The sequence below is a fragment of the Microbacterium sp. genome, assembly GCF_011620715.1.
Classification (GTDB): domain Bacteria; phylum Actinomycetota; class Actinomycetes; order Actinomycetales; family Microbacteriaceae; genus Microbacterium.
In genome coordinates this window covers 7058-33198 of the sequence record NZ_WOYP01000050.1, presented here as the reverse complement: position 1 = coordinate 33198, position 26141 = coordinate 7058, and the positions used below count along the sequence as shown (strand labels likewise).

Genomic DNA, 26141 nt, shown 5'->3' with positions numbered 1-26141 from the left:
CGGAGTAGACGATGGCTGAATTGAGAGGCGTGGGAATCGGCCTCGGAGTCGCACAGGGACCCGTGGCGCGTATGGCGGAGCCGCTGCCGGCACCGGCGGACACCCCGAGCGAGCTCAGCGCCGCCGACGAGACGGCTCGGGCACGGGATGCCGTGGCCGCCGTCGCGCGGGAGCTCGAGCAGCGCGGAGCACAGGCCGGCGGTGCGGCGCAGGACGTGCTCGAGGCGCAGGCCATGATGGCCGAGGACCCGAGCCTCGAGACCGAGATCGACGCGCGCATCGCGGCCGGCAAGACCGCTGAGTTCGCCGTGCACGATGCGTTCGCATCGTTCCGCGACACGCTGACCGCGATGGGCGGATACCTCGGCGAACGCGCCGCGGATCTGGACGACGTCGCCCAGCGGGTCATCGCGCGACTGCGCGGCGTGCCGGCTCCCGGCGTGCCCGACCCCGGGTATCCGTTCGTGCTCGTCGCGAAGGACCTCGCGCCGGCCGACACCGCGCTTCTCGACCTCGACAAGGTGCTCGCCCTGATCACGACCGAAGGCGGTCCGACCTCGCACACGGCGATCCTGGCCCGCGAGAAGTCGATCGTCGCGGTCGTGGGAGCGGTGTCGGCGAAGGATCTGGTCGAGGGCGAGATGGTGATCGTGGATGCCGCAGCCGGCGTCGTGACGACCCAGCCGACGCCCGAGGAGCTCGAACGTGCGCAGAACCGCGCCGACGCCCGGGCATCGGCGGCATCGGCCCCGATCACACCGGGAGCCCTGAACGACGGCACCCCGGTGCCGTTGCTGGCGAATCTCGGAAAGCCGGAGGACGCCGCGGAGGCCGTCGCGCTCGGCGCGGAGGGTGTCGGCCTGTTCCGCACCGAGTTCCTGTTCCTCAGCGCCAGCCAGGCACCGACGGTCCAGCAGCAGCGGGAGTCGTACATCCGGCTGCTGTCGGCGTTCCCCGGCAAGAAGGTCGTCGTGCGCGTGCTCGACGCGGGAGCCGACAAGCCGCTCTCCTTCCTCAACGATGCGCACGAGGAGAACCCGGCCCTGGGCCTGCGCGGCATCCGGGCGCTCCGCGCGAGCGAGGACATCCTGCGCGAGCAGCTGACAGCGCTCGCCGAGGCGGATGCCGCCGTCGCCGCTCTCGGGACAGCAGCCGACCTCTGGGTGATGGCCCCCATGGTGGCCACCGTCGAGGAGACCGAGTATTTCACCGAGATCGCCCGCGACTACGGCATCAGGACCGCCGGCGTCATGGTCGAGGTCCCCTCCTCGGCGCTGCTGGCGGACCGCATCCTCGTCGACGCCGACTTCGCCTCGATCGGGACCAACGACCTGACCCAGTACACGCTGGCCGCGGACCGGCTCCTCGGCTCGGTCGCCGCGTTCCAGGATCCGTGGCACCCCGCGGTGCTCCGCCTCATCCGCGAGGTCGGCGACGCGGGACGCACTCTGGGCAAGCCGGTCGGGATCTGCGGCGAAGCGGCGGCGGACCCGCTGCTGGCCGTCGTGCTGGTGGGCCTCGGGGCCACCAGCCTGTCGATGGCACCCACTGCGCTCGCCGACGTGCGGGCATCACTGCTCGAATACTCCCTCGATGATGCCCGAGTCATCGCCGAGGCAGCCCTGGCCGCGAACGGCGCGGCCTCTGCAAGAGCGGCGGCGCGCGCCGCCGCAACCACCACCACGACCCTCAGCGAAACCCAACAGAAAGTGACACAGCCATGACTACGGCGTCTACGCCCACCACTGGTGGGAGCAAGGTCCGGGTCGGAGTCCAGCGCTTCGGCACGTTCCTGTCCGGCATGATCATGCCGAACATCCCCGCGCTCATCGCGTGGGGCATCTTCACGGCGTTCTTCATCGAGGTCGGATGGACCCCCAACGCCGATCTCGCGACAATCGTCGGCCCGTTCATCCACTACCTGCTGCCGATCATCATCGCCTACACGGGCGGCAACATCGTGTACGGCATCCGCGGCGGCGTCGTCGCCTCCATCGCCGTCATGGGCGCCATCGCCGGGTCGGATCTGCTGATCGCGCAGTTCAACGCGACGCTGCCGGAGGGCGAGGCGCCCCTCGGACAGGTGCACATGTTCATCGGCGCGATGATCATGGCTCCGCTGGCGGCCTACACGATGAAGTGGCTCGACAGTCTGTGGGAGGGCAAGATCAAGGCGGGCTTCGAGATGCTCGTCAACATGTTCTCGGCCGGCATCTGGGGCTTCGTCATGGCCGTGGTGGGCTTCTATCCCATCGCGTTCCTGGTCAACGGACTCATGCTGGTGCTCTCCAACGCGGTGAGCTGGCTGGTGTCGATGAACCTCCTGCCGCTGACCAGCATCATCATCGAGCCGGCCAAGGTGCTGTTCCTCAACAACGCCATCAACCACGGCGTGCTGACGCCGCTCGGCATCCAGGAGTCGGCAGAGACGGGCTCCTCGATCCTCTTCCTCCTCGAGGCCAACCCCGGCCCCGGTGTCGGCCTGCTGCTCGCGTTCACATTCTTCGGCATCGGCGCGGCTCGCGCGTCGGCTCCGGGCGCGGCCGTGATCCAGTTCTTCGGCGGGATCCACGAGGTGTACTTCCCCTACGCGCTCATGAAGCCGATGGTGATCCTGGCCCTCATCGCGGGCGGTGCGACCGGCGTCACCACCAACATGCTCCTCGGCGGCGCGCTGCGCGCTCCGGCTGCGCCAGGCAGCATCATCGCGGTGCTCGCCCAGACCGCGAACGGCTCGTACTTCGCGGTCATCCTCTCGGTGGTCCTCGCCGCGGCGGTCACGTTCGTGCTGACGGCGATCATCCTGCGGGCCTCCCGCAAGCGCGATCTCGAGGCGATGGCCGCCACGGATGACGCGTTCGGCGCCGCCATCACGCAGACCGAGGCGGCCAAGGGCAAGTCCTCCGACGCGCTCGGCGGCCTCCGCGGTGGCGCGGCCACGTCGGCCGGCGGCGGGATCGACCCCTCCGTCATGACAGAGCGCCAGATCAAGAACATCGTCTTCGCGTGCGACGCGGGCATGGGTTCGTCGGCGATGGGCGCGAGCGTCCTGCGCAACAAGATCAAGAAGGCGGGCATCGATGACGTCACCGTCCTCAACAAGGCGGTCGCCGCTCTGGACGGCACCGCCGACCTCGTCATCACGCAGAACCAGCTCACGGATCGTGCGCGGCACCAGTCGCCCGACGCGATCCATGTGTCGGTCGACAACTTCATGAACTCGCCGCGGTACGACGAGGTCGTGGAACTGGTTCGCGACCAGCACCAGGATGGTGCGTAGCACGAGGTCCTGATGCCGCTGTGGAGTCGGGCGGCGCGACACCCCCGGCTCCACAGCCTTCACCCCCCGCATCCGATCGACAAGAAAGGAAAAATCATGGCACATGACGTCCTGAGCCTCGGCCAGGTCCGGATCCACTCCGGCAGCGCAACGCGCGAGGAGGCGATGAAGGAGGCCGCCGACATCCTCGAGGCCGCCGGCGCAGTGACCGACGCCTACTTCGACGCGATGCGGCAGCGCGAGGAGACGGTGTCCACCTACATGGGCAACGAGCTCGCGATCCCGCACGGCACGAACGAGACCAAGGCCGCGATCCTCGATTCCGCGCTCTCGGTCGTCCGCTACGACGGCGGCGTCGACTGGGGCGGGGAGCCGGTGACCTTCGTCGTGGGCATCGCCGGCAAGGGCGACGAGCACCTCGAGATCCTGTCGCAGATCGCGATCCTCTTCTCCGACGAGGACGAGATCGAGAACCTCAAGCGGGCGCGGACCGCTGAGGAGCTCTTCGGCATGGTCTCGGCTGCGGGCGTCTGATGAAGGCGGTCCACTTCGGCGCGGGCAACATCGGACGCGGCTTCGTCGGGCTCCTGCTCCACGAAGGCGGCTACGAACTCGTGTTCTCCGATGTCGCCGCGCCGCTCGTCGATGCCATCAACGGCGTCTCCGAGTACACCGTGCACGAGGTCGGCGAGGGCGGCGAGCGTCAGCAAGCCGGGGGTGTGGGGCGAAGCCCCATTGAGAGTCGCGACACGGTCGTCACCGGCTTCCGGGCGATCAACAGCGCCACCCACCCCGACGAGGTGATCGAGCAGATCGCCGGCGCGAACGTGGTCACCACGGCGGTCGGCCCGACGGTACTCAAGTTCGTCGCCCCGCACATCGTCGCGGGGCTCGCCCTGCGCGACCCGTCCTCTCCCCCGCTTCAGGTCATGGCCTGCGAGAACGCCATCAACGCGACCGACGTGCTGCGTGACGAGATCGTCGCGCTCGCCGGCGTCGCATGGGACGCGCTGGCCGGACGCGCCGTGTTCGCCAACACCGCCGTCGACCGGATCGTCCCCGCCCAGCCCGAGGGCGGTGGCGTCGACGTCACGGTGGAGCCCTTCTACGAGTGGGCGATCGAGCGCCCGCCGTTCGGCGAGGACCCGCCGAACATCCCGGGTGCGCACTTCGTCGACGACCTCGCGCCGTACATCGAGCGAAAGCTCTTCACCGTGAACACCGGCCACGCCGCAACCGCGTACTTCGGCGCGGTCGCCGGGATCGAGACGATCTCGGGCGCGCTGTCCGATGCCGGCATCGCGAACCGGGTGGGGGCCGCCCTCGAGGAGACCTCCGCCCTGCTGGTCGCCAAGCACGGGCTCGATCCCGCTGACCTGGCCACCTACCGAGCGACGATCCTGCGCCGCTTCCGCAATCCCGCCCTCCCCGACACCGTGTGGCGCGTGGGGCGGCAGCCGCTGCGCAAGCTCTCCCGCCATGAGCGCTTCGTCGGCCCCGCTGCCGAGGCAGCCGAGCGCGGCCTCTCCGTCGATGCGCTCGTCGCGGCGATGGGTGCGGCACTCGCCTTCGACGACTCGGAGGACGCCGAGTCCGTCGACCTGCAGAGGATGCTGCGTGACCGGGATGCGGCATCCGTCACGGCATCCGTCACCGGCCTCGAGCACGACCATCCGCTCTTCCCGCGGATCGAGGCCATCGTGGCCGCCCGCCAGGCCGAGCTCGCGTAGCCCGGCGGGTGGCGGAGCCCGCTGCCAGCGCCACCGGAAAGCAGGCTTTGACGCGCTCAGGTTTGACTCGCCTCCGCGCCGGCTCGTGTCTGGAAAATGGCGCGCACAGGCGCGATCAGGGACCGAATTCCAGACACACGGACACGGGCTCACCGACTGCCGGACAGCGGCCCCGAGCAGCTACCGCTCGAATCCCTCGGCGATCAGCTCGATGAGCTCTTCGCGCTCCTCGAGCGGCAGGAAGGCTCCGGCGGCGGCATTGAGCTGGAAGGTCTCGAGGTCGTCGAGGTCGTAGTCGAACGTCTCGACCAGCAGTGCGAGTTCGCGCGTGAGCGACGTGCGGCTCATCGTGCGGTTGTCGACGTTCACGGTCACGGAGAACCCGAGCTGGTAGAGCAGGTCGAACGGGTGGTCGGCCAGCTCCTCGCCCCAGGCAGAGATCGCGCCGGTCTGCAGGTTCGAGGACGGCGACAGCTCGAGGGTGATCTCGCGGTCGCGCACCCAGCGCGCCAGGTCGCCGAACTGGACGAGCACCTCTTCGCCGGCGCGGGAGATGACCTCCAGGTCCTCCGCGATGCGCACCCCGTGCCCGAGACGGATCGCGCGGCCGTCGATGAGCGCCGAGCGGATCGAGTCCAGCCCCGCGGCTTCGCCGGCGTGCACGGTCGCGGGGAAGAACTCCGACGCGAGGTAATCGAAAGCAACCTTGTGGCGCGAGGGCGGGAAGCCGTCCTCGGGCCCGGCGATGTCGAAGCCGACCGCCCCGCGGTCGCGCCACGCGACGGCGAGCTCGGCGATCTCGAGCGACCGGTCGGTGTGCCGCATCGCGGTGATCAGCTGTCCGACACGGATGTCGCGACCCGACCGCTCGACCGCCTCCTCGCCCTCCTCGATGCCGGTCTGCACGGCCTCGACGACCTCGTCGAGGCTGAGTCCCCGGCTCAGGTGCTGCTCGGGGGCCCAGCGCACCTCGCCGTAGATCACGCCGTCCGCGGCGAGGTCCTCGACGAATTCACGCGCGACCCGGGTGAGTCCCTCGGTGGTCTGCATGACGGCCGTAGTGAGGTCGAAGGTCTTCAGGTACTCGACCAGCGAGCCCGAGTCGCTCTTCCGGGCGAACCAGTCCGCGAGGGCGTCGCCGTCGCTCTCGGGCAGGTCGAGCCCCACCGCATCACCGAGCTCGATGATCGTCTGGGGGCGCACACCGCCGTCGAGGTGGTCGTGCAGCGACACCTTGGGCAGGCCCCGGATCGAAAGGCCCTGCAGTGTGGTGTCGCCGTGCTGGTCGATCGGCATGTCGGTCTCCTCAGCGCGGGACCATCGCCCGCGCGGTTCGAATCGTGGTCTATCGGTGGATCGTGAACGGATGCCGCAGCCTCAGGCCGTGATCCGTTCGAGGACGAGCGGGTGGGCCGTCGGGGTTTCCGGCCCGATCTCCCAGGCACCCTCGAGCGCCTCCAGAGCGCGCGCGAAGCGCGACCCATCATCGGCGAGCAAGGTGAACAGCGGCTGTCCGGCGGCTATGGCAGCGCCGGGCTTGACGTGCAGGTCGATGCCCGCGGCGTGGATCACGGGGTCCTGCGCGCGGGCGCGTCCGGCACCCAGACGCCAGGCGGCGACGCCGAACGGCAGCGCATCCATGCGCGTGAGCACGCCGGTCTGCGTGGCCGTGACCGTATGGGTCTCCCGCGCGACCGGGAGGGCGGCATCCGGGTCCCCGTCCTGCGCGGCGATCATCGCGCGCCAGGCGTCCATCGCGCGTCCGTCGCGCAGCGCCGCCTCGACGTCGGCGTCGGGGAGCCCTGCCAGCGCGAGCATTTCGCGGGCGAGGGCGATCGTGAGCTCGACGATGTCCGCGGGGCCGCCGCCGGCGAGCACCTCTACGGATTCGCGCACCTCGTTGGCATTGCCGATCGCGAGGCCGAGCGGCGTGTTCATGTCGGTCAGCAGCGCGGTGGTCGCGACGCCGGAGTCGGTGCCGAGCGCCACCATCGTGCGGGCCAGCTCGCGCGCGCGGTCCACGTCGCGCATGAACGCGCCGGAGCCGAACTTGACGTCGAGCACGAGCGAGTCGGTGCCCTCGGCGATCTTCTTGGACATGATGCTCGAGGCGATGAGCGGGATCGCCTCGACGGTGCCGGTGACATCCCGCAGCGCGTAGAGCTTCTTGTCGGCCGGGGCGAGGCCCGACCCTGCCGCGCAGATCACGGCGCCGACCTCGCGCAGCTGCGCGAACATCTCGTCGTTCGAGAGGGCGGCGCGCCACCCCGGGATCGACTCGAGCTTGTCGAGCGTGCCGCCGGTGTGACCGAGGCCACGACCCGACAGCTGCGGCACGGCGACGCCGAACGCAGCCACGAGCGGTGCGAGCGGGAGGGTGATCTTGTCGCCCACCCCTCCGGTCGAATGCTTGTCGACCGTCGGCTTGCCCAGGCCGGCGAAGCTCATCCGCTCCCCCGAGGCGATCATCGCGTCGGTCATCACGCGGATCTCGGAACGGTCCATGCCGTTCAGCAGCACGGCCATCGCGAATGCCGCCATCTGCGAGTCGGCGACGTAGCCGCGCGTGTACGCATCGACCATCCACCGCAGCGCGTCCTCCGGCACGACGCCGCCATCGCGCTTCGCGCGGATGACATCCACCGCGTCGAACGGCTCGACCGCGCCGTTCGAAGAGGCCGCCGACCTGCTCATCTGGACGCCTCTTCGAGCTCCCGCGGGCCGAAGGCGTCGGGAAGGACCTCGTCGATCGTGCGGATGCCGGACACGGTCTCCAGCAGCATGCCGGGAATCGCGTGTTCGTACAGCAGCTGGCGGCACCGCCCGCACGGCATGAGGGTGCGGCCCTGGCCGTCCACGCACACGAATGCGACGAGCTTGCCTCCGCCCGACATGAACAGGTCGCTCACCAGCGAGCACTCCGCGCACAGCGTGACGCCGTAGGAGGCGTTCTCGATGTTGCAGCCCGAGACGATGCGTCCGTCCGAGACGAGGGCCGCCGCGCCCACCTTGAACCGCGAGTAGGGCACGTAGGCGAGTTCCTTCGCGGCGGTCGCCGCAGCGCGCAGCTCGTCCCAGTCGATGTCGGTCACAGCGCGTCCTCCGATGCGTCAGGGCGATTCAGGAGCGGATGCCGCGCAGGCAGCCGCGGGCGAGGCGGATTCGTTCACCCCTTGATGTACGGGAGCCCGTCGGCCGCGGGCGCGCGCGATCGTCCGACGACTCCGGCGACGACGAAGATCGTCACGAGGTACGGCAGCATCAGCATGAATTCGCTGGGCACCGGAGACCCGATGACGCTCAGGGTGTTCTGCAGGCTCGACGAGAACCCGAACAGCAGCGCCGCCAGGGTCGCCTTGAACGGGTCCCACTGGCCGAAGATCACGGCGGCCAGCGCGATGAAGCCCGCACCGGCGGTCATCTCCTTGTTGAAGGCGATGCCGTTGCCGATCGTGAAGACCGTGCCGCCGAGGCCGGCGATCGCCCCGGCAAGCAGCACGTTCCAGAATCGGGTCGCGTTGACCTTGATGCCCACCGTGTCCGCGGCCTGCGGGTGCTCGCCGACGGCGCGCAGGCGCAGGCCCCAGCGCGTCCGGAACATCCCGAACCAGACCGCCGCCACTGCGATGTACATCAGGTACACGATGATCGTCTGGCGGAACAGCACCGGCCCGAGAATCGGGATCTCGCTGAGGATCGGGATCGGGATGCGGTCGAATCGCGGCGGCGAGTTCAGCAGCGCCTGGTTCGGCTGCAGCACCTGCGAGTAGAAGAAGCTGGTCAGGCCGATCACCAGCACGTTCAGCACGACGCCGATGATCACCTGATCGACCAGGTACTTGATCGCGAACGCGGCCAGCACGGACGCGACCAGAACACCCGCGAACATCGCCGCGACCAGGCCGAGCAGAGGCTGCCCCGTGAGGGTGGCCACGACCGCGGCGCTGAACGCACCGGCCAGCAGCTGCCCCTCGATCGCGATGTTCACAACGCCTGCGCGCTCGCCGATCACACCGGCCAGTGCGCCGTAGATGAGCGGGATGGCCAGGGCCACGGCGCCGGCGAGCAGTCCGGCGACCGGAATCGTCGCACCGGCCGCCGCCCAGGTCAGGAATCCTACGATCGCGATGATGATGTACGCCGAAATCAGCCACAGCGGAGTGCGCTTGTAGCCGCGGGTCAGGACGGCGGCGAAGATCGTCAGCAGCACGAGGAGCCCGAAGACCACCCAGATGGTGGCCACGACCGGGGCGACGATCTCCGGCAGCTGGAGCGCGTCGGACTGCGTCGAGATGCGGAAGGTCGTGACTCCGGTTCTCGGGGCGGCGAGCATGAGCAGGCCGTAGAGCACGGTGAAGACCGCGAGCGCAATGGGCGCCTTCCAGCTGCGCACGTCGGCCCTGGCCGGAGTCTCGGCGGCGATCGCGCCGTCTGCGGTGAGGGTCACTTCGCCACCGCCCCCGCCTCGGCCTTGAGCTGCTTCTGACGGGCTTTCTCACGCCGGCGCTGGTCGCGCTCCGGCGAGGGGAGGAAGAAGATCGTGCGCACCAGCGGGGGCGCGGCGATGAACAGCACGATGAGCGCCTGCACGACCGTGATGATCTCGATCGGCACGCCCTCGGCTGCCTGCATCGCGAAGCCGCCGGCCTTGAACGCGCCGAACAGGATGCCGGCCGCGAACGTCCCCCATGGCGTGGAGCGACCGAGCAGAGCGACCGTGATCGCGTCGAACCCGATCCCGGCGTCGATGTCGGCCGAGAAGCCGGTCGTGATCGTACCGAGCACCTGGTTGACGCCCGCCAGACCGACCAGGGCCCCGGCGATCAGCATCCCGATGATGTACATGCTCTTGACGTTGATTCCGGCCACGCGCGCCGCATGCGGGTTCTCGCCGACCGCGCGGAATTTGAATCCGAGGCTCGAGCGGCTGAGGATCCACCACACCACGATCGTCGCGATGATCACCAGGATGAACCCGAAGTGCAGGTTGTACTGCGGACCGAACAGGTTCGGGAAGACCGCGGTGTCCTTCATCGGCGGCGTCTTCGGGTTGCTCGAGCCCGGCGCCTGCAGCAGGCCCGGCGTGCGCAGCATCCACGAGACGAGATAGAACGCGATGTAGTTGAGCATGATCGTGACGATCACCTCGTGCGCCCCGGTCCACGCCTTCAGCGCGCCCGCGATGCCCGCCCACAGCGCACCGGCCACGAGGCCCGCCAGCAGGGCGACGATCATGTGCAGGCCCCACGGCAGATCGAGCGAGAATGCCACCCAGCCTGCCGCGGCGGAGGCCATCAGCATCTGCCCGCGGCCGCCGATGTTGAACATGCCGATGCGGAAGGCGAGAGCCACACCCAGTCCCGCCGCGATCAGCGGGGTGGCGAAGGTGAGCGTCTCGGTCAGCGGCCGGATGCCGCGCGCGAAGGTCGGTGCGCCGAAGTTGTAGATCGAGCCCTGGAACAGTGCGCTGTAGGCGCCGAAGACGGCGTCCCAGACGGCCGCGATCATGTCCATCGGGCGCGCGAAGAAGTATTCCGCGGCCGCCTGCACGTCTTCGTCGGTGAAGGCGATCATGATGCCGCCGACGATGAGGGCGAGCAGCACCGCGAGCACCGAGATGATCGCGTTGCCCTGCGTGATCTTCAGGAACGTGTCATGCCATTTCGACGGCTGCGCCGGCGGCGTCGGTGCGGGCGTGCCGGTCGTGATCGCCGCTCCGCCGGTCAGGTCCTCGCTCACGCCGCGACTCCCTGGTCGGACGGAACCTCGCCGGCCATCATGAGGCCCAGCACTCCGCGCGGGGTGTTGCCGGGCACGATCCCGATGATGCGGCCGCGGTACATCACGATGATGCGGTCGGCGAGCGCCGTCACCTCGTCGAGCTCGGTGGAGACCACGATCACCGGGATGCCGGCATCCCGCGTCTCGACGATGCGCTTGTGGATGAACTCGATCGAGCCCACATCGACGCCGCGGGTGGGCTGGGCGGCGACCAGGAGCGACAGCTCACGGCTGAGCTCGCGGGCCAGCACGACCTTCTGCTGGTTGCCGCCGGAGAGGGTTCCGACCGGAGCATCGATCCCCGGTCCGCGCACGTCGAACTCGGTGAATTTCTGCGCGGCGAACTCGGCGATGTAGCCGAGGCGCAGGCTTCCGGCGCGCACGAAGGGTGGCCCGTTCGTGCGGTCGAGCACGAGGTTCTCGGCGATCGACATCTTTCCCACCAGCCCGTGCTCCTGGCGGTCTTCGGGCACGAACCCGACGCCCTCGTCGAGGATGCGACGCACGCTCGCACCGACGAGCTGCTCCCCGTTCAGCGTGATCGAGCCTCGCACATGCTGCTCGAGGCCGACGAGCGCCTCGGTCAGCTCGGTCTGGCCGTTGCCCTGCACGCCCGCGACCGCGACGATCTCGCCGGCGCGCACGTCGAAGCTGACGTCATTGACGACGATCTGATCCTTGGAGTCGATGACCGACAGGCCCTCCACGATGAGCGAGCGCTCTCCCAGCTTCGGCTCGTCCTTGTGGACCTTCAACTCGACCGCACGCCCGACCATGAGCTCCGCGAGCTCCGCGTTCGTCGCGGTCGGCGAGGCCTCGCCGACGACCTTGCCGAGCCGGATGACGGTGATGCGGTCGGCGACTTCGCGAACCTCGCGCAGCTTGTGGGTGATGAAGACGATCGAAGTGCCCGACTCCTTGAGCTGGCGCATCGTGCCCATCAGCTCGTCGGTCTCCTGAGGGGTCAGGACCGCGGTGGGCTCGTCGAAGACCAGCACCCGGGCGTCGCGCGAGAGCGCCTTGATGATCTCGACCCGCTGCTGGACTCCGACGGGGAGATCCTCCACCAGGGCATCCGGGTCGACGTGGAATCCGAAGCGGGCGGAGATCTCATTGACCCGCTCGCGCGCGGCGTTCAAGTCCAGGATGCCGCCGGCCTTGGTCGCCTCGTGGCCGAGCATGACGTTCTCGGCGACCGTGAAGACGGGGATCAGCATGAAGTGCTGATGGACCATGCCGATGCCGGCGCGCATCGCGTCGCCAGGGCCTTGGAAGTTCTGCACGATGTCATCCAGCAGGATGACGCCGTCGTCCGCGCGGTACAGCCCGTACAGAACGTTCATCAGAGTCGACTTGCCTGCACCGTTCTCGCCGAGGAGGCAGTGGATCTCGCCGGGTTCGACAACGAGATCGATGTGGTCGTTGGCGACGAGGCTGCCGAACCGCTTGGTGATCCCGCGAAGTTCGAGCTTCATGATCCAGATCCTAGTAAGTGGGTGCGCTCGGGCGCGCGGGAAAACACAAACAGGGAGGCTGGTCGCCCAGCCTCCCTGTCGTGCTGCGGGGCTAGCCCGCGAGGTAGGACTCGACGGGGATGGACCCGTCGATGATGCCGGCCTGGATCGCGTCCAGCTCGGCCTGCAGGTCGGGCGAGACCTTCGACTCGAAGTCGTGGAACGGCGCAAGCGCCACGCCGTCGTTCTCGAGAATGCCGATGAACGGCGCCGGGTCGAATTCGCCCACGCCGGCTGCCAGCACGGCCTCCTGGACACCCACGTCGATCGCCTTGCGGATCGAGGTGAGCAGCAGGTCGGCGACGGACGGGTCGGTCTCGTACACGTCGGCGTCGACACCGAGCAGCGCGATCTCACGACCGGAGTCGCGGATCACGGATGCGGCGCTCTGGTAGATCGGGCCACCGACGGGCAGCAGCACGTCGACGCCCTGGTCGACCAGACCCTGTGCGGCGTTGATCGCGTCCTGGTTGGCGGCGAACCCACCGGTGAAGACACCATCCTGAGCAACGCGGTCCCAGCCGAGGACCTCGACGGTGTCGCTCTTCTCGGTGTTCCAGTACTCGACGCCCTGGGCGAAGCCGTCCATGAAGATCGAGACGGTCGGGAAGTTCATTCCACCGAACGTGCCGACCTTCTTGGCCGTCGAGTACGAAGCCGACGCGTAGCCGGCCAGGAACGCCGCCTGCGCGGTGTCGAAGATGATCGGCTTGATGTTCGGTGCGTCCGTCGTGCCGTCGAAGTCGTTGTCCACCACGTCGTCGATCGAGACGAACTCGATGTCGGGGTTCGCGATGGCGGCCTCACCGGCGGCCGACGCGAGTGCGAAGCCCACCGTGATGATGAGCGTGCAGTTCTGGTCGATGAGGCTCGTGATGTTCGGTGCGAAGTCCGCCTCCGAGTCGGACTGGACGGCGACGTACTCGACGCCCAGCTCTTCGGATGCAGCCTCGAGACCTTCGAATCCGAGCTGGTTGAACGACTTGTCGTCGAACCCGCCGGCGTCGGAGACCATGCACGGTTTGAAGCCGTCGATTGCGCTGCCCGCGGCGGAGGATTCACTGGTGGCCGGCTCGGGTGCCGACCCGCAGCCGGCAAGGGCTACGAGCAGTCCGGCGGCGGCAACGACACCGACGAACTTCTTGGTGGTAGAGATTGTCAACTCACGCCTCCATAAAAGGTGCCCCGCGGACTTCGCGGGTGACGATGCCAAGTTACCGACTGTGACGCCGCGGTTGCATACCGCAACCGCCGCTGGGCGCCAATGGTTACAAAGACGCAACACGCGGGAACCGGATGCCGCGCCGCGCGCGACTGCGGCTCCTCAGAGTCGTCGGCTCACAGGACGTCGCCGCGCCCCGTGAGCTTGAGCGCGTCGACGACGCCCTTCACACGCTGCGCATGCTCGCTCGTCGTCACCAGCAGGGCATCTTCCGTGTCGACGATCACGATGTCCTTCACGCCGATCACGCTGATCACGCGGTTGGTCTGCGAGACGACGATGCCGCTGGACGCGTCGGCGAGGACTCGCGCGTTCTCACCGAGGATCGCCAGGTCGTTGCGGCCGTGCGAGTTCAGCTTGGCGAGGCTCGCGAAGTCGCCGACATCGTCCCAATCGAAGTGGCCGGGGATCACGGCGAGGCGCCCCTTCGCCGCGGCCGGCTCGGCGACGGCGTAGTCGATCGCGATCTTGGTGATCGTGGGCCATACCCGGTCGACGACGGGCCCGCGCGCGTCGCGGTCGTCCCAGACCTCGGCGAGGTCCATCAGCCCCGCGTAGAGGTGCGGCTCGTTCTCGGCGATCTCGCCCAGCAGCACATCGGCGCGCGAGATGAACATGCCGGCGTTCCAGAGGTACGAGCGGTCGGCGAGGTACTCCTTGGCTGTGTCGAGGTCGGGCTTCTCGACGAAACGCTCGACGAGTGCGGCCTCGGGCGCACCGGCGACGACCATCTCGCCGGCCTTCTTCATGTAGCCGAAGCCGATTGCGGGCTCGGTGGGCGGGATGCCGATCGTGCAGATATAGCCCTCGCGAGCGACCGCCACGGCCTGCTGCACGGCCCAGTCGAAGACCTGCGTGCCGCGGATGACATGGTCGGCGGCGAAGGACCCGATGATGACGTCGGGTTCGCGGCGCGAAAGGATCGCGGCGGCCAGGCCGATCGCGGCAGCAGAGTCGCGCGGTTCCGATTCGAGGAACACGTTCTTGTCGGCGATCGCCGGCAGTTCCTTCTCGACGGCCGCACGATGCGCGCGTCCGGTGACCACCGCGATGCGGTCGGGGCCGGACAGGGACTCCAGGCGGTCCCATGTGTCGCGCAGGAGCGAGTGGCCGGAGCCGGTGAGATCATGCAGGAACTTGGGCGCGTCGGCGCGGGACAGTGGCCAGAGCCGGCTGCCGATGCCGCCGGCGGGGATGACGGCGTAGAAGTCCTTGATGGGCTCAGGCATGCGGTCAGCGTATCCGGGGCCGCGATCTGGCGCATTTCGCCCATGTGTCGGACGTGTGCACCGTTTTCTCTCGATGTCGAGACAGTTCTGCGGTCCCCAGTCGCCGCTGCGCCTTTCGCCGTTCTAGGATGGTCGGGCGCCCGCGCATCGTCTGCGCAGACGGGTGACGACCTCGCACCGACCAGGGAGGACGACCGTGTCCGCTGACACACGCTTGACACCGTCGGTGTCGGAGACCACTTCGAAGGTCCCCCGCGGGACTCTCTATCGCGGCAACGAAGGCATGTGGTCGTGGGTGCTGCACCGCATCACCGGTGTGGCCATCTTCTTCTTCCTGCTCGTGCACGTTCTCGACACCGCGCTCATCCGCGTCGCGCCCGAGGCGTATGACGCGGTGATCGGCACGTACAAGAACCCGATCATGGCGCTGGGCGAAGTCGTCCTGGTCGCCGGGATCGCCTACCACGCATACAACGGACTGCGCATCATCGCGATCGACCTCTGGCCGTGGGCCACACGCCACCAGCGACAGCTGTGGTGGGGCGTGCTCGGACTGTGGGCGGTGACCATGGCCGGATTCGCGCCACGTCATCTGATGCTCGCCTTCGCGACGGGAGGGGGCAGCTGATGACCGCGATCGCCGATCCCCGCTCCCCCCACACCACCGTCCGCCGCTCGGGTCCTAACCTCGAGAAGTGGGGCTGGATCTACATGCGCGTCTCGGGCGTGTTCCTGGTGATCCTGATCTTCGGCCACCTGTTCGTCAACCTGATTGTCGGCGAAGGCATCCGAGGCATCGACTTCGCGTTCGTCGCCGGCAAGTACGCCTCGCCGTTCTGGCAGTGGTGGGACGTGCTGATGCTCTGGCTCGCACTGATCCACGGCGCCAACGGCATGCGCACGATCACGAACGACTACATCACCCACCCCCAGGTGCGTCGCGTGCTGGTGTGGGCGATCGGGCTCGCCGCGGGGTTCCTCATCCTCCTCGGCACGCTGGTGGTCTTCACGTTCGACCCGTGCCTCGGGATCGAGAGCAGCACGACCGACTTCCTGATCGAGCTGTGCGCCGCCCAGTGAGGCCGGGCACGACCGACGAGACCGCGACGACGCAGAGAACGAAGGCATTCCACCTGTGAGCACCCAGACCGAAGGCTCCGTCGTCAAGGACGGCGTCCACTACCACCAGTTCGACATCGTCATCGTGGGCGCCGGCGGCGCCGGCATGCGCGCGGCGATCGAGGCGGGACCTGGCGCCAAGACCGCGGTGATCTCGAAGCTCTACCCGACCCGGTCGCACACCGGTGCGGCTCAGGGCGGCATGGCGGCGGCACTGGCGAACGTCGAAGAGGACTCGTGGGAGTGGCACACGTTCGACACGGTCAAGGGCGGCGACTACCTCGTGGACCAGGATGCCGCCGAGATCCTCGCGAAAGAGGCGATCGACGCGGTCATCGACCTCGAGAACATGGGCCTGCCGTTCAACCGCACCCCCGAGGGCAAGATCGACCAGCGTCGCTTCGGCGGTCACACCGCCGACCACGGCAAGACCCCCGTCCGGCGGGCCTGCTACGCAGCCGACCGCACCGGGCACATGATCCTGCAGACGCTCTTCCAGAACTGCGTCCGCCTGGGCATCAACTTCTTCAACGAGTTCTACGTGCTCGACCTCATCACCGTGAAGGCCGATGACGGCAGCACGCAGGTCGCCGGGGTCGTCGCCTACGAACTGGCCACCGGAGACCTGCACGTCTTCCAGTCCAAGGCTGTGATCTTCGCGACCGGAGGCTTCGGCAAGATCTACAAGACGACCTCCAACGCGCACACCCTGACCGGCGACGGCGTCGGCATCGTCTGGCGAAAAGGGCTTCCGCTGGAGGACATGGAGTTCTTCCAGTTCCACCCGACCGGCCTCGCCGGCCTCGGCATCCTGCTCACCGAAGGTGCGCGCGGTGAAGGGGCGATCCTGCGAAACGCGAGCGGCGAACGCTTCATGGAACGCTACGCCCCGACGATCAAGGATCTGGCACCGCGTGACATCGTCAGCCGCTGCATGCAGCAGGAGGTCGCCGAGGGCCGGGGCGCCGGGCCCCACCGCGACTACGTGCTGCTGGACTGCACGCACCTGGGCGCAGAAGTGCTCGAGACCAAGCTCCCCGACATCACCGAGTTCGCGCGCACCTACCTCGGCGTCGATCCGGTCGTCGAACCGGTGCCGGTCATGCCCACCGCGCACTATGCGATGGGGGGCATCCCGACCAACAATGACGCACAGGTGCTCTCGAACAACACCACCGTCGTCCCGGGCCTCTACGCGGCCGGAGAATGCGCCTGCGTCTCGGTGCACGGCTCGAACCGCCTCGGCACCAATTCGCTCCTGGACATCAACGTCTTCGGCAAGCGTGCCGGGCGCAACGCGGTGGAGTATGTCAGGACCGCCGAGTTCGTGCCGCTGCCCGACGACCCTGCCGCCGAGGTGCGCGGGCTCATCGAGGGACTGCGGGCCGGCGCCGGCACCGAGCGCATCGCCACACTCCGCAAGACGCTGCAGGAGGAGATGGACAAGGGCGCGCAGGTGTTCCGCACCGACGAGTCCCTGACCCACGTGCTGGGCGTCATCGAGGAGCTGCGCGAGCGGTTCAAGAACATCCACGTCGACGACAAGGGCAAGCGGTACAACACCGACCTGCTCGAAGCCGTCGAGCTCGGGTTCCTGCTCGACATCGCCGAGGTCGTCGTCGTCACGGCGCGCAACCGCAAGGAGAGCCGCGGCGGGCACATGCGCGACGACTACCCCCAGCGCGACGACGAGGTCTACATGAAGCACACGATGGCCTACCTGTCGGGCGATGCCGGCTCGTCGAACTCAGACGACCACATCAGGCTCGACTGGAAGCCCGTGGTCATCACGCGGTATCAGCCGATGGAGAGGAAGTACTAGGGATGGCCTCGACTCTGGTGGAGAAAGCGGATGCGGCAGCGGATGCGGGAATCGACCCGGCGGCCGAGACCGGCATCCAGTCCTTCCTGGTCACGTTCATCATCCGGCGCTTCGATCCCGAGCTGGACGACGAGCCGCGCTGGGTCGACTACGACGTCGAGCTCTACTCGACGGACCGCGTGCTGGATGCCCTCCACAAGATCAAGTGGGAGGTCGACGGGTCGCTGACGTTCCGCCGCTCATGCGCGCACGGCATCTGCGGATCCGATGCGATGCGCATCAACGGCCGCAACCGGCTCGCCTGCAAGACCCTGATCAAGGACCTCGACATCTCGCAGCCGATCTACGTCGAGGCGATCAAGGGGCTTCCGCTGGAGAAGGATCTCATCGTCGACATGGAGCCGTTCTTCGCGTCGTACCGCGAAGTGCAGCCCTTCCTGATCGCGAACTCCACGCCCGAGAAGGGCAAGGAGCGCATCCAGTCGATCGCCGACCGCGAGATCTTCGACGACACCACCAAGTGCATTCTCTGCGCGGCATGCACCTCTTCGTGCCCGGTCTTCTGGACCGACGGGCAGTACTTCGGACCCGCCGCGATCGTCAACGCGCACCGCTTCATCTTCGACTCGCGCGACGACGCCGGCGCCGTGCGGCTTGACATCCTGAACGACAAGGAGGGCGTGTGGCGCTGCCGCACCACCTTCAACTGCACCGAGGCGTGCCCTCGCGGGATCGAGGTGACCAAGGCGATCGCCGAGGTCAAGCAGGCGGTCCTGCGCGGCCACTAGCCACGGCGCTCCGAGCGTGAGCAGCCCTCACCCTCGGAGACTGACGCAGCGGCATCCGTCGATGGCTAATCTGTGACAGTGAGCCAGAAGAGCGTGCGGACGATCGCGCCCGACGCGCGCGCGGCCGCGGAGCACGCCGCCCGCGAAGAGGAGTCGCTGCGCGAGCGCTGGGAGGCGACGCAGGAGTCGTTCCGGGAGCGGTTCGACGAGCCGATACAGACGGCGACGAAGATCACCAAGGCGACGATGGCCTGGTTCCCGGTGCGGGTGTGGCGGCACTTCCTGCAGCACAACGGCTTCCTGCTGGGCTCCGGAATCAGCTACCAGGCGCTGTTCGCCATCTTCGCGGCGATCTACCTCGCCTTCGCGATCACCGGTCTCTGGCTCGGCGGGAACACCGAAGCGGTCAACGCGATGATCGCCCTCATCAACAGCTACATCCCGGGGCTGATCAGCGACGACGGGGGCGTGATAAAACCAGAGCAGGTGCAGCAGATCGCCTCCGACACCACCGGCGTGCTCGGGGTGACCGGCCTCATCGCGCTCGTCACGGTCATCTGGACCGCAATCGGCTGGGTGACCTACTCCCGACGCGGGGTGCGTGACATCTTCGGGCTTCCCCCCGATCGCCGCAGCTATGTGCTGCTCAAGGCGCGGGACCTCATCGCCGCCATCATCTTCGGCGCCGCGCTGGTCGTGGGAGCGGCGCTCAGCTGGGTGGGTTCGTGGCTGCTGTCGCTCGTGCTGACGGCCCTCGGCATCCAGCTGGATGCCGGCGTTCTCAGGTCGAGCATCACCGTCGGGTCTGTCATCGTCTCGTTCGCGTTGAACTCGGCGGCGCTCGCCGCCATGTTCCGCTTCCTCACCGGCACCTCGCTGCGCTGGCGCGACATCTGGCCCGGCGCGCTGCTCGGCGGCGCCGCGCTGACGGTGCTCCAGTTCGGTGCGGGACTTCTCCTCAGCTACACGCCGTCCAACCCGCTCCTGGCGACCTTCGCGATCTTCGTCGGCCTGCTGCTGTGGTTCAAGATCAGCGGCATCATCATGCTCGTCGCCGCCGCGTGGATCGCGGTCGCCACGAAGGACAAGGACATTCCGCTGCTGCTGCCCACCGAGGCGGAGCGGATAGCCGCCGAGCACCAGGCCCTGCTGGTCGCCGCGCAGGTGCGTCTGCGCACTGCGCGCGAGGCACGCGCTGACGCGCCGTGGTACCGCGCGTGGCGGGCCGACCTCTCGGTGCGCGCGGCGCAGGAGGAGCTCACGCAGGTCGAGCAGTCCGCACCAGATCTCCCGCTGCCGACCAGAGCGAACGTGAAGCAGGCGAAGCGGGCGGCAACGCGCACCCAGACGCCCGCCGAGACGCCCGCCGGCCCGGCTGAAGGCCGTGTCGGGGGCCATGTCAGGAGCCGTCACTAGGCTGGCAATCGTGCCCCATCGCGTTCGCCTCGCCTCGATCAACGTCAACGGGATCCGGGCGGCGGTGAGAAACGGCATGGGCGCGTGGCTGGATGCCGCAGACGTCGACATCCTCACTCTCCAGGAGGTGCGGGCCACAGCCGCCGACCTCGCGGTCGCCCTGCCGGGCTGGCAGCTCGTGAACGACGAGGCCCTCGCCAAGGGCCGCGCGGGTGTCGCGGTCGCCAGCCGCATCGAACCCGCCGCCGTGCGGCCCGGGCTCGGCGACGACTCTGTCGACCTGACCGGACGCTGGATCGAGGCGGATTTCGCCCTCGGCGGCGAGCAGCTGACCGTGGTCAGCGCCTACGTGCCGACCGGGGAGGCAGACACCCCGCGGCAGAACGTGAAGTGGCTCTTCCTCGACGAGATGACGGTGCGGATGGCGCAGCTCGGATCGTCGACCCCGTTCGCCGTCATCACGGGCGACCTGAACGTGGGGCACCGCGAGTTCGACATCCGCAACTGGGCGGGCAACATCAAGAAGGCCGGGTTCCTCCCCCGCGAGCGGGCCTATTTCGATCGGATCCTCGGCGAGGCGGGCGGCCGGGTCATGGCCGTCGACGGCTCTGTGGGCCTGGGACTGGGCTGGGTCGATGTCGGCCGCACCTTCCACGGCGAGATCGACGGTCCGTACACGTGGTGGTCGAGCCGGGGCAAGGCGTTCGACACCGACACCGGCTGGCGCATCGACTACCACCTGGCCACCTCCGCCCTGGCCGCGCGGGTGACCGACTACCGCGTCGTCCGTGCGCCGTCGTGGGACACGCGCTGGAGCGACCACGCGCCGGTCATCGTCGACTACTCGCTCGGGCTCTGAGCGCTCCCGTGACAGAGGGCGCGGCATCCGTCGCCCGTAGAATTGCCGGATGAGCAAACCCCGCCTGTACTCCGGCATGCAGCCGTCGGCCGACTCCCTCCAGATCGGCAACTACATCGGGGCGCTCATGCAGTGGCGAGACCTGCAGGAGGAGTACGACGCGTTCTTCTCGGTCGTCGACCTGCACGCCCTGACGCAGCCGAACAATCCGGCTGAGCTGCGCGAGAAGACCCGCCGCACCGCCGCCCAGTACATCGCCGCCGGCATCGAGCCGTCGAAGTCGACGCTGTACGTGCAGTCGCACGTACCTGCCCACCCCGAGCTCGCCTGGGTCCTCTCCACGATCACGGGCTTCGGTGAGGCCGGGCGCATGACGCAGTTCAAGGACAAGTCGGCGCGATACGGTGCCGATGCGACCTCGGTCGGGCTGTTCACATACCCGGTGCTGATGGCTGCCGACATCCTGCTCTACCAGACCGACATCGTTCCGGTCGGCGACGACCAGAAGCAGCATGTCGAGCTGACCCGCGACCTCGCCGAGCGGTTCAACTCGCGATACGGCCAGACCTTCCGCGTGCCGATGCCGGTGATCCAGCAGGAGACCGCCCGCATCTTCGACCTGCAGAATCCGACGGCGAAGATGTCGAAGTCCGCCGAGTCGGATGCCGGTGTGCTCTGGCTGCTGGACGAGCCCTCGGTCTCGGCGAAGAAGATCATGCGGGCCGTGACCGACAGCGAAGGCTCGGTGCGATACGACCGTGACCGCAAGCCCGGCGTCTCGAATCTGCTCGTGATCTATGCGGCTCTGACCGGACGGCAGATCCCCGCGATCGAGGACGAGTACGCGGGCCGCGGCTACGGCGACTTCAAGAAGGGGCTGGCCGAGGTTGTGGTGGGCGAGTTCGGACCGGTGCGCGCCCGCGCGCTCGAACTGCTCGACGACAAGGCCGAGCTCGATCGCGTGCTGGCCGCGAACGCCGATCGCGCCTCCGAGGTCGCCGGGCGCACGCTGGCAGACGTGTACGACAAGGTCGGCCTGCTCCGGCGGGTTTAGGCGCCCGCGGCGCAGGGCCGTCCGATCGACGGTCGGCCCTGCGTGCGAGGATGGTGCCATGCCGGAGATGCCCGAAGTGCAGGGCCTCGTCGACTTCCTCCGCGGGCGGGCGACGGGCCTGACGATCACGCGCGTCACGGTCGCCGCCTTCGCGGCGCTCAAGACGTACGATCCCCCGGTCGAGGCCCTGGTCGGCGCTGAGATCACGCTGGCCACGCGTCATGGCAAGTTCATCGACCTGGCTACGACGACAGCGACGCGCGATTCTGAGCCGCACCTGATCTTCCACCTCGCGAAGGCGGGGTGGCTGCGCTGGTACGACCAGCTGCCCTCGACGATCATCCGGCCGGGAAAGACCCCGATCGCGCTGCGCGTCGCGCTCTCGGACGGCTCGGGGTTCGACCTGACCGAGGCGGGGACCAAGAAGTCCCTCGCCGTGTACGTCGCCAACGACCCGCAAGACGTTCCCGGCATCGCGCGGCTCGGCCCCGACCCTCTGGAGCCCACCTTCACCCGCAACACGCTCGCGGGTCTGATCGACGGCCGCCGCACGCAGATCAAGGGTGTGCTGCGCGATCAGTCCATTCTCGCCGGTGTCGGCAACGCATACTCGGATGAGATCCTGCACGATGCGCGCATGTCTCCGTACGCGCTTGCCGCGAGCCTGACACCCGAGGACATCGACCGGCTCTACACCGCGATGACCGAGACCCTCGCCGAAGCGGTTGCGGCGGCATCCGGAAAGCCGCCGGCCCAGCTCAAGGATGCGAAGCGGCGCGGCATGCAGGTGCACGGCCGCCGCGGTCAGACGTGCCCGGTGTGCGGCGACGTGGTGCGCAGCGTGTTCTTCGCCGACAACTCGCTGGAGTACTGTGCGACGTGCCAGACCGGCGGCAAAGTGCTCGCCGACCGGCGCCTGTCGCGACTGCTCAAGTAGCGCTCAGGACAGCGCGGTCACGTCATCGTCGACCCAGTCGAGCGACTTCGTCACGGCTTTGCGCCACAGGCGCACCCGGCGGTCGGCTTCGTCGACGGGCATCCGCGGCTCCCAGCGCCTGCCCTCGCGCCACTGACGGCGCAGCGCCGCGCGGTCGGGCCACACGCCGGTCGCGAGCCCCGCCGCATAGGCCGCGCCGAGTGCGGTGGTCTCGATGATCGCCGGCCGCACCACCGGGATGCCCAGGATGTCGGCCTGGAACTGCATCATCAGGTCGTCGCGGGAACCGCCGCCGTCGACGCGCAGCTCGGTCAGCTCGCGCCCGGTGTCGGCCGTGATCGCATCGATCACGTCGCGGGACTGGAATGCGGCCGCCTCGATCGCCGCCCGCGCGATGTGCGCCTTGTTCACGAAACGGGTCAGTCCGACCAGCGCGCCGCGGGCATCGGGCCGCCAGTACGGGGCGAACAGTCCCGAGAAGGCGGGCACGAAGTATGCTCCGCCGCTGTCGTGCACCGACGCGGCGAGCCGTTCGACCTCCGACGCGGAGTTGATGATCCCGAGGTTGTCGCGCAGCCACTGCACGAGCGACCCGGTCACGGCGATCGACCCCTCGAGGGCATAGCGGGCGGGTTCATCGCCGCACCGGTAGGCCACAGTGGTCACCAGCCCGTGCTGCGAGCGCACCAGGTCGGTGCCCGTGTTCACCAGCAGGAAGTTGCCCGTGCCGTACGTGTTCTTGGACTGCCCGGACTCGAAGGCGGCCTGCCCGAAGGTCGCGGCCTGCTGATCGCCGAGGATGCCCGCGATCGGGATGCCGCGGGCCGCCGGCGGTTCGCGCACCTCACCCACCACACCGGAGGACGCCACGATCTCGGGCAGCATCGAGCGCGGGATGCCGAACACCTCGAGAAGCTCGTCGGACCAGGCGAGCGTCTCCAGGTCCATCAGCAGCGTGCGACTCGCGTTCGTGACGTCGGTGACGTGGATGCCGCCATGGGTGTCGCCGGTGAGGTTCCAGATCAGCCACGTGTCGGGGGTGCCGAACAGCAGGTGCCCCGCCTCGGCGTCGGCGCGCGCTCCCGGCACGTTCTCGAGGATCCACGCGATCTTGGATGCCGAGAAGTAGGTGGCCAGCGGCAGACCGGTCGAAGTCGCGAAGCGGTCGGCGCCGCCGGCGGAGGTGAGCCGGTCGATGAGGGGCTGAGTGCGCGTGTCCTGCCAGACGATCGCGTTGGCGACCGGGTGGCCGGTGCGGCGATCCCAGACGATCGCAGTCTCGCGCTGGTTCGTGATCCCGACCGCAGCGAAGTCGTGCGGCGACAGACCCGCGTCATCGAGCGCGGCAGCGATGACCCACTGCGTGTTCGTCCAGATCTCGATGGGATCGTGCTCGACCCACCCCGCCCGCGGGAAGATCTGCTCGTGCTCGCGCTGTGCGACGGCGACGATCGCGCCGCTCGCATCGAACACGATCGCCCGCGTCGAGGTGGTCCCCTGATCGAGCGCCAGCACATGATCGGACACGTGGATCTCCTTCGAGTCGGCGCATGGCCGGCGCCGCGGGAAGAACCCCGGTGCCACCGGCTCCGGTCAGGTTATCGTGACGCGGTGCGGCTCGAGGATGGCGCGGCCGTCCAGGTCGGATCCGCCGCGTGCACCTTCGCGAGCGCGCGATCGGCCTCGGAGCGGCAGGCGGTGGCATCCCACCCCATGACCGGAGCGATCGCCTCGGCGACCTCGAGCGCGGAGTCGGCGGTGACGGCGCCGATGAACGCGAGGCTCGTGCGCCGCATGAGCACATCGTCCAGGTGGACGACGTGCTCGGTGCGGGCCAGATGGCGCAGCTCCGCAGTGCTGTAGCCGGGCACGGTGGTGAGGGCGGCGTCATCGGGATCGTCGGCGATCGCCGCGACCACCTCCGCCGCGACGGTCCCGTAGCGATCCAGAAGAGTGGCGACCCGCGCGAGCGCGAGCCCCTTGCCGTGCGCGTCGATCCACTGCCGGCGCGCGCGCTCGGTGGTGGGATAACCGCGCCCGCCGCCGATCGGCACGCCCTTGGTCGAGCGTCGCCGCGGAAGGGCGAGCAGTTCGAGCACCTCGTCGGCCAGGCGCTCGGCCGAGGCGCGGAAGGTCGTCCACTTGCCGCCGACGAGGCTGAGGACGATGGCCCCCGGAGGATCGGGCGTCAGCGCGCGCCCGAGTGGCGCGGACTCGATCCGGTAGTCGCGCGAGACGAATCCGGGGGCGAGGTCGCCGTGCCCCGGAAGCGGCCGCACGCCCGAGAACCGGTACACGATCCGACGGCGATCCACGGTGATGTCGGGCAGCACATGCCCGATCAGATCGATGAAGTAGTCGACCTCGGCCTCGGTGCATACGATCGGGTCGCGCATGTCGTGCTCGAGGTCGGTCGTTCCCACCAGCACGCGGCCCTTGAGCGGGTAGATCAGGACGATGCGGCCGTCCTTGTGCTCGAAGAACAGCTCGCGCCCCCCGGTCGCCGCGAGCAGCTCCGGGTGATCGAGCACGATGTGCGAGCCCTTCGTGCCGCCCATGTGCGCGGTGGGCTCGCCGAACGCGAGGTTGGTCAGGTCGGTCCAGGGTCCCGAGGCGTTCACGACGACGGATGCCGCGAACGGAGTCTCGGCACCGGTGCGCTGATCGCGCAGAACCACGCGGCCGTCGTCGACGCGCACAGCCGCAGTGTAGCTGGCCGCTCTGGCACGGTCGCGCCCGGCCGCAAGGCCATCGCGCAGGACATCGATCGCGAGGCGCTCGGGATCGTGGAGCGAAGCGTCCCAGTAGGTGGCGGTGTACTTCACCTCCGGGTTGAGATGCGGCAGCTGCTGCAGCGACCGCCTCCGGCCATGGAAGGTGTGGCGCGGCACGCGGGCGGCGCCGGGGATCGCCCCGCCGCGCGAGAAGGAGTCGTAGATGATCAGACCGATCTTGATGAGCGCGGCGCCGCGCGCCGTGTGCGTGCCCGAACCGTGACGGAGGAAACGCAGCGGAGCGCTGAGCACGCCGGAGAACGTGGAGAAGATCGGGATCGTGGTCTGGAGGGCGCGCACGTAGTGCGGCGCGAGACGCAGCAGGCCGTTGCGCTCGGTGACCGCTTCGTGGACGAGGCGGAACTCGCCGTTCTCGAGATAGCGGATGCCGCCGTGGATCATGTGGGAGGACGCGGCCGAGGCCCCGCTCACGAAGTCGGACCGCTCGGCCAGGGCGACGTCCACGCCCTGCATCGCGAGATCGCGGAACGTCGCGAGCCCGTTGATACCGCCGCCGACGATGAGGACATCGGCGTAGGGACGCACCGCGAGCGCCTCGAAACCCTGCCGTTCCTCTGCCATTTCTCTCCTTATCTGGGGCTCCGCCCCAGACCCC

General features: G+C 68.7%; 22 protein-coding genes. 12 read left to right on the top strand and 10 right to left on the bottom strand.

Annotated elements, in window-relative coordinates; translation table 11 throughout:
- The first annotated feature begins 11 nt into the window (after positions 1 to 11).
- The 4 genes from ptsP to QZV84_RS04980 all read left to right on the top strand — a co-directional run bounded on the left by ptsP (position 12) and on the right by QZV84_RS04980 (position 5010).
- The gene (ptsP, locus tag QZV84_RS04995; protein WP_292826237.1) at positions 12 to 1724 is read left to right on the top strand and encodes a phosphoenolpyruvate--protein phosphotransferase; all 1713 of its coding nucleotides are present in this window, start codon (positions 12 to 14) and stop codon (positions 1722 to 1724) included.
- Positions 1721 to 3280, top strand: a complete 1560-nt coding sequence (locus QZV84_RS04990; protein WP_292826235.1) for a PTS mannitol transporter subunit IICB — start codon at positions 1721 to 1723, stop codon at positions 3278 to 3280. Before ptsP ends, QZV84_RS04990 begins: the two co-directional genes overlap by 4 nt.
- A gap of 96 nt (positions 3281 to 3376) precedes the next feature.
- The gene (locus tag QZV84_RS04985) at positions 3377 to 3814 is read left to right on the top strand and encodes a PTS sugar transporter subunit IIA (RefSeq protein WP_292826233.1); all 438 of its coding nucleotides are present in this window, start codon (positions 3377 to 3379) and stop codon (positions 3812 to 3814) included.
- Positions 3814 to 5010 (top strand): mannitol-1-phosphate 5-dehydrogenase, encoded by a 1197-nt coding sequence (locus tag QZV84_RS04980; RefSeq protein ID WP_292826229.1) that lies wholly within the window; start codon positions 3814 to 3816, stop codon positions 5008 to 5010. Before QZV84_RS04985 ends, QZV84_RS04980 begins: the two co-directional genes overlap by 1 nt.
- A 180-nt stretch (positions 5011 to 5190) precedes the next feature.
- Here QZV84_RS04980 and QZV84_RS04975 read toward each other — a convergent pair whose 3' ends face one another.
- The 8 genes from QZV84_RS04975 to QZV84_RS04940 form a co-directional block, all read right to left on the bottom strand.
- Positions 5191 to 6306: an adenosine deaminase gene (locus QZV84_RS04975; RefSeq protein WP_292826226.1), complete on the bottom strand. Its 1116-nt coding sequence runs from the start codon at positions 6304 to 6306 to the stop codon at positions 5191 to 5193.
- A gap of 81 nt (positions 6307 to 6387) precedes the next feature.
- Entirely contained in the window at positions 6388 to 7704 is a 1317-nt protein-coding gene (locus QZV84_RS04970; RefSeq protein ID WP_292826222.1) for a thymidine phosphorylase, read from the bottom strand.
- Entirely contained in the window at positions 7701 to 8102 is a 402-nt protein-coding gene (locus QZV84_RS04965) for a cytidine deaminase (protein ID WP_091704313.1), read from the bottom strand. The genes QZV84_RS04970 and QZV84_RS04965 overlap by 4 nt, the downstream gene beginning before the upstream one ends.
- 74 nt (positions 8103 to 8176) lie before the next feature.
- Complete coding sequence (locus tag QZV84_RS04960) at positions 8177 to 9457, bottom strand: ABC transporter permease (protein ID WP_292826217.1); 1281 nt, start codon at positions 9455 to 9457, stop codon at positions 8177 to 8179.
- Positions 9454 to 10749, bottom strand: coding sequence for an ABC transporter permease (locus tag QZV84_RS04955; RefSeq protein ID WP_292826214.1), 1296 nt, complete (start codon positions 10747 to 10749; stop codon positions 9454 to 9456). Before QZV84_RS04955 ends, QZV84_RS04960 begins: the two co-directional genes overlap by 4 nt.
- Entirely contained in the window at positions 10746 to 12266 is a 1521-nt protein-coding gene (locus tag QZV84_RS04950; protein WP_292826211.1) for an ABC transporter ATP-binding protein, read from the bottom strand. Before QZV84_RS04950 ends, QZV84_RS04955 begins: the two co-directional genes overlap by 4 nt.
- Before the next feature lie 91 nt (positions 12267 to 12357).
- Positions 12358 to 13467 (bottom strand): BMP family ABC transporter substrate-binding protein, encoded by a 1110-nt coding sequence (locus QZV84_RS04945; RefSeq protein ID WP_292826208.1) that lies wholly within the window; start codon positions 13465 to 13467, stop codon positions 12358 to 12360.
- Between the two features lie 176 nt (positions 13468 to 13643).
- Positions 13644 to 14756: a mannose-1-phosphate guanylyltransferase gene (locus QZV84_RS04940; protein ID WP_292826205.1), complete on the bottom strand. Its 1113-nt coding sequence runs from the start codon at positions 14754 to 14756 to the stop codon at positions 13644 to 13646.
- Positions 14757 to 14982: 226 nt separating this feature from the next.
- Here QZV84_RS04940 and sdhC point away from each other — a divergent pair, with 226 nt between their 5' ends.
- From sdhC to QZV84_RS04900, 8 genes are all read left to right on the top strand, one after another.
- Positions 14983 to 15384 (top strand): succinate dehydrogenase, cytochrome b556 subunit, encoded by a 402-nt coding sequence (sdhC, locus tag QZV84_RS04935; RefSeq protein ID WP_292826202.1) that lies wholly within the window; start codon positions 14983 to 14985, stop codon positions 15382 to 15384.
- Complete coding sequence (locus tag QZV84_RS04930) at positions 15384 to 15836, top strand: succinate dehydrogenase hydrophobic membrane anchor subunit (protein ID WP_292826199.1); 453 nt, start codon at positions 15384 to 15386, stop codon at positions 15834 to 15836. The genes sdhC and QZV84_RS04930 overlap by 1 nt, the downstream gene beginning before the upstream one ends.
- Positions 15837 to 15891: 55 nt before the next feature.
- The gene (sdhA, locus tag QZV84_RS04925; RefSeq protein WP_292826197.1) at positions 15892 to 17697 is read left to right on the top strand and encodes a succinate dehydrogenase flavoprotein subunit; all 1806 of its coding nucleotides are present in this window, start codon (positions 15892 to 15894) and stop codon (positions 17695 to 17697) included.
- Positions 17698 to 17699: 2 nt separating this feature from the next.
- Positions 17700 to 18485, top strand: a complete 786-nt coding sequence (locus QZV84_RS04920) for a succinate dehydrogenase iron-sulfur subunit (protein WP_292826194.1) — start codon at positions 17700 to 17702, stop codon at positions 18483 to 18485.
- A 78-nt stretch (positions 18486 to 18563) separates the two neighbouring features.
- The gene (locus QZV84_RS04915; protein ID WP_292826191.1) at positions 18564 to 19901 is read left to right on the top strand and encodes a YihY/virulence factor BrkB family protein; all 1338 of its coding nucleotides are present in this window, start codon (positions 18564 to 18566) and stop codon (positions 19899 to 19901) included.
- 10 nt (positions 19902 to 19911) lie between these two features.
- A complete protein-coding gene (locus QZV84_RS04910; RefSeq protein WP_292826189.1) occupies positions 19912 to 20760 on the top strand; it encodes an exodeoxyribonuclease III in 849 nt (282 codons plus the stop codon).
- Positions 20761 to 20809: 49 nt separating this feature from the next.
- Entirely contained in the window at positions 20810 to 21814 is a 1005-nt protein-coding gene (trpS, locus tag QZV84_RS04905) for a tryptophan--tRNA ligase (protein ID WP_292826187.1), read from the top strand.
- A 58-nt stretch (positions 21815 to 21872) separates the two neighbouring features.
- Positions 21873 to 22751 (top strand): DNA-formamidopyrimidine glycosylase family protein, encoded by an 879-nt coding sequence (locus QZV84_RS04900; protein WP_292826184.1) that lies wholly within the window; start codon positions 21873 to 21875, stop codon positions 22749 to 22751.
- Between the two features lie 3 nt (positions 22752 to 22754).
- Here QZV84_RS04900 and glpK read toward each other — a convergent pair whose 3' ends face one another.
- Entirely contained in the window at positions 22755 to 24278 is a 1524-nt protein-coding gene (gene glpK / locus QZV84_RS04895) for a glycerol kinase GlpK (RefSeq protein WP_292826181.1), read from the bottom strand.
- 71 nt (positions 24279 to 24349) lie between these two features.
- Positions 24350 to 26107 carry a glycerol-3-phosphate dehydrogenase/oxidase gene (locus QZV84_RS04890; protein ID WP_292826178.1) on the bottom strand — a complete coding sequence of 586 codons (1758 nt, stop codon included), beginning with the start codon at positions 26105 to 26107 and terminating at the stop codon, positions 24350 to 24352.
- Positions 26108 to 26141: the final 34 nt, after the last annotated feature.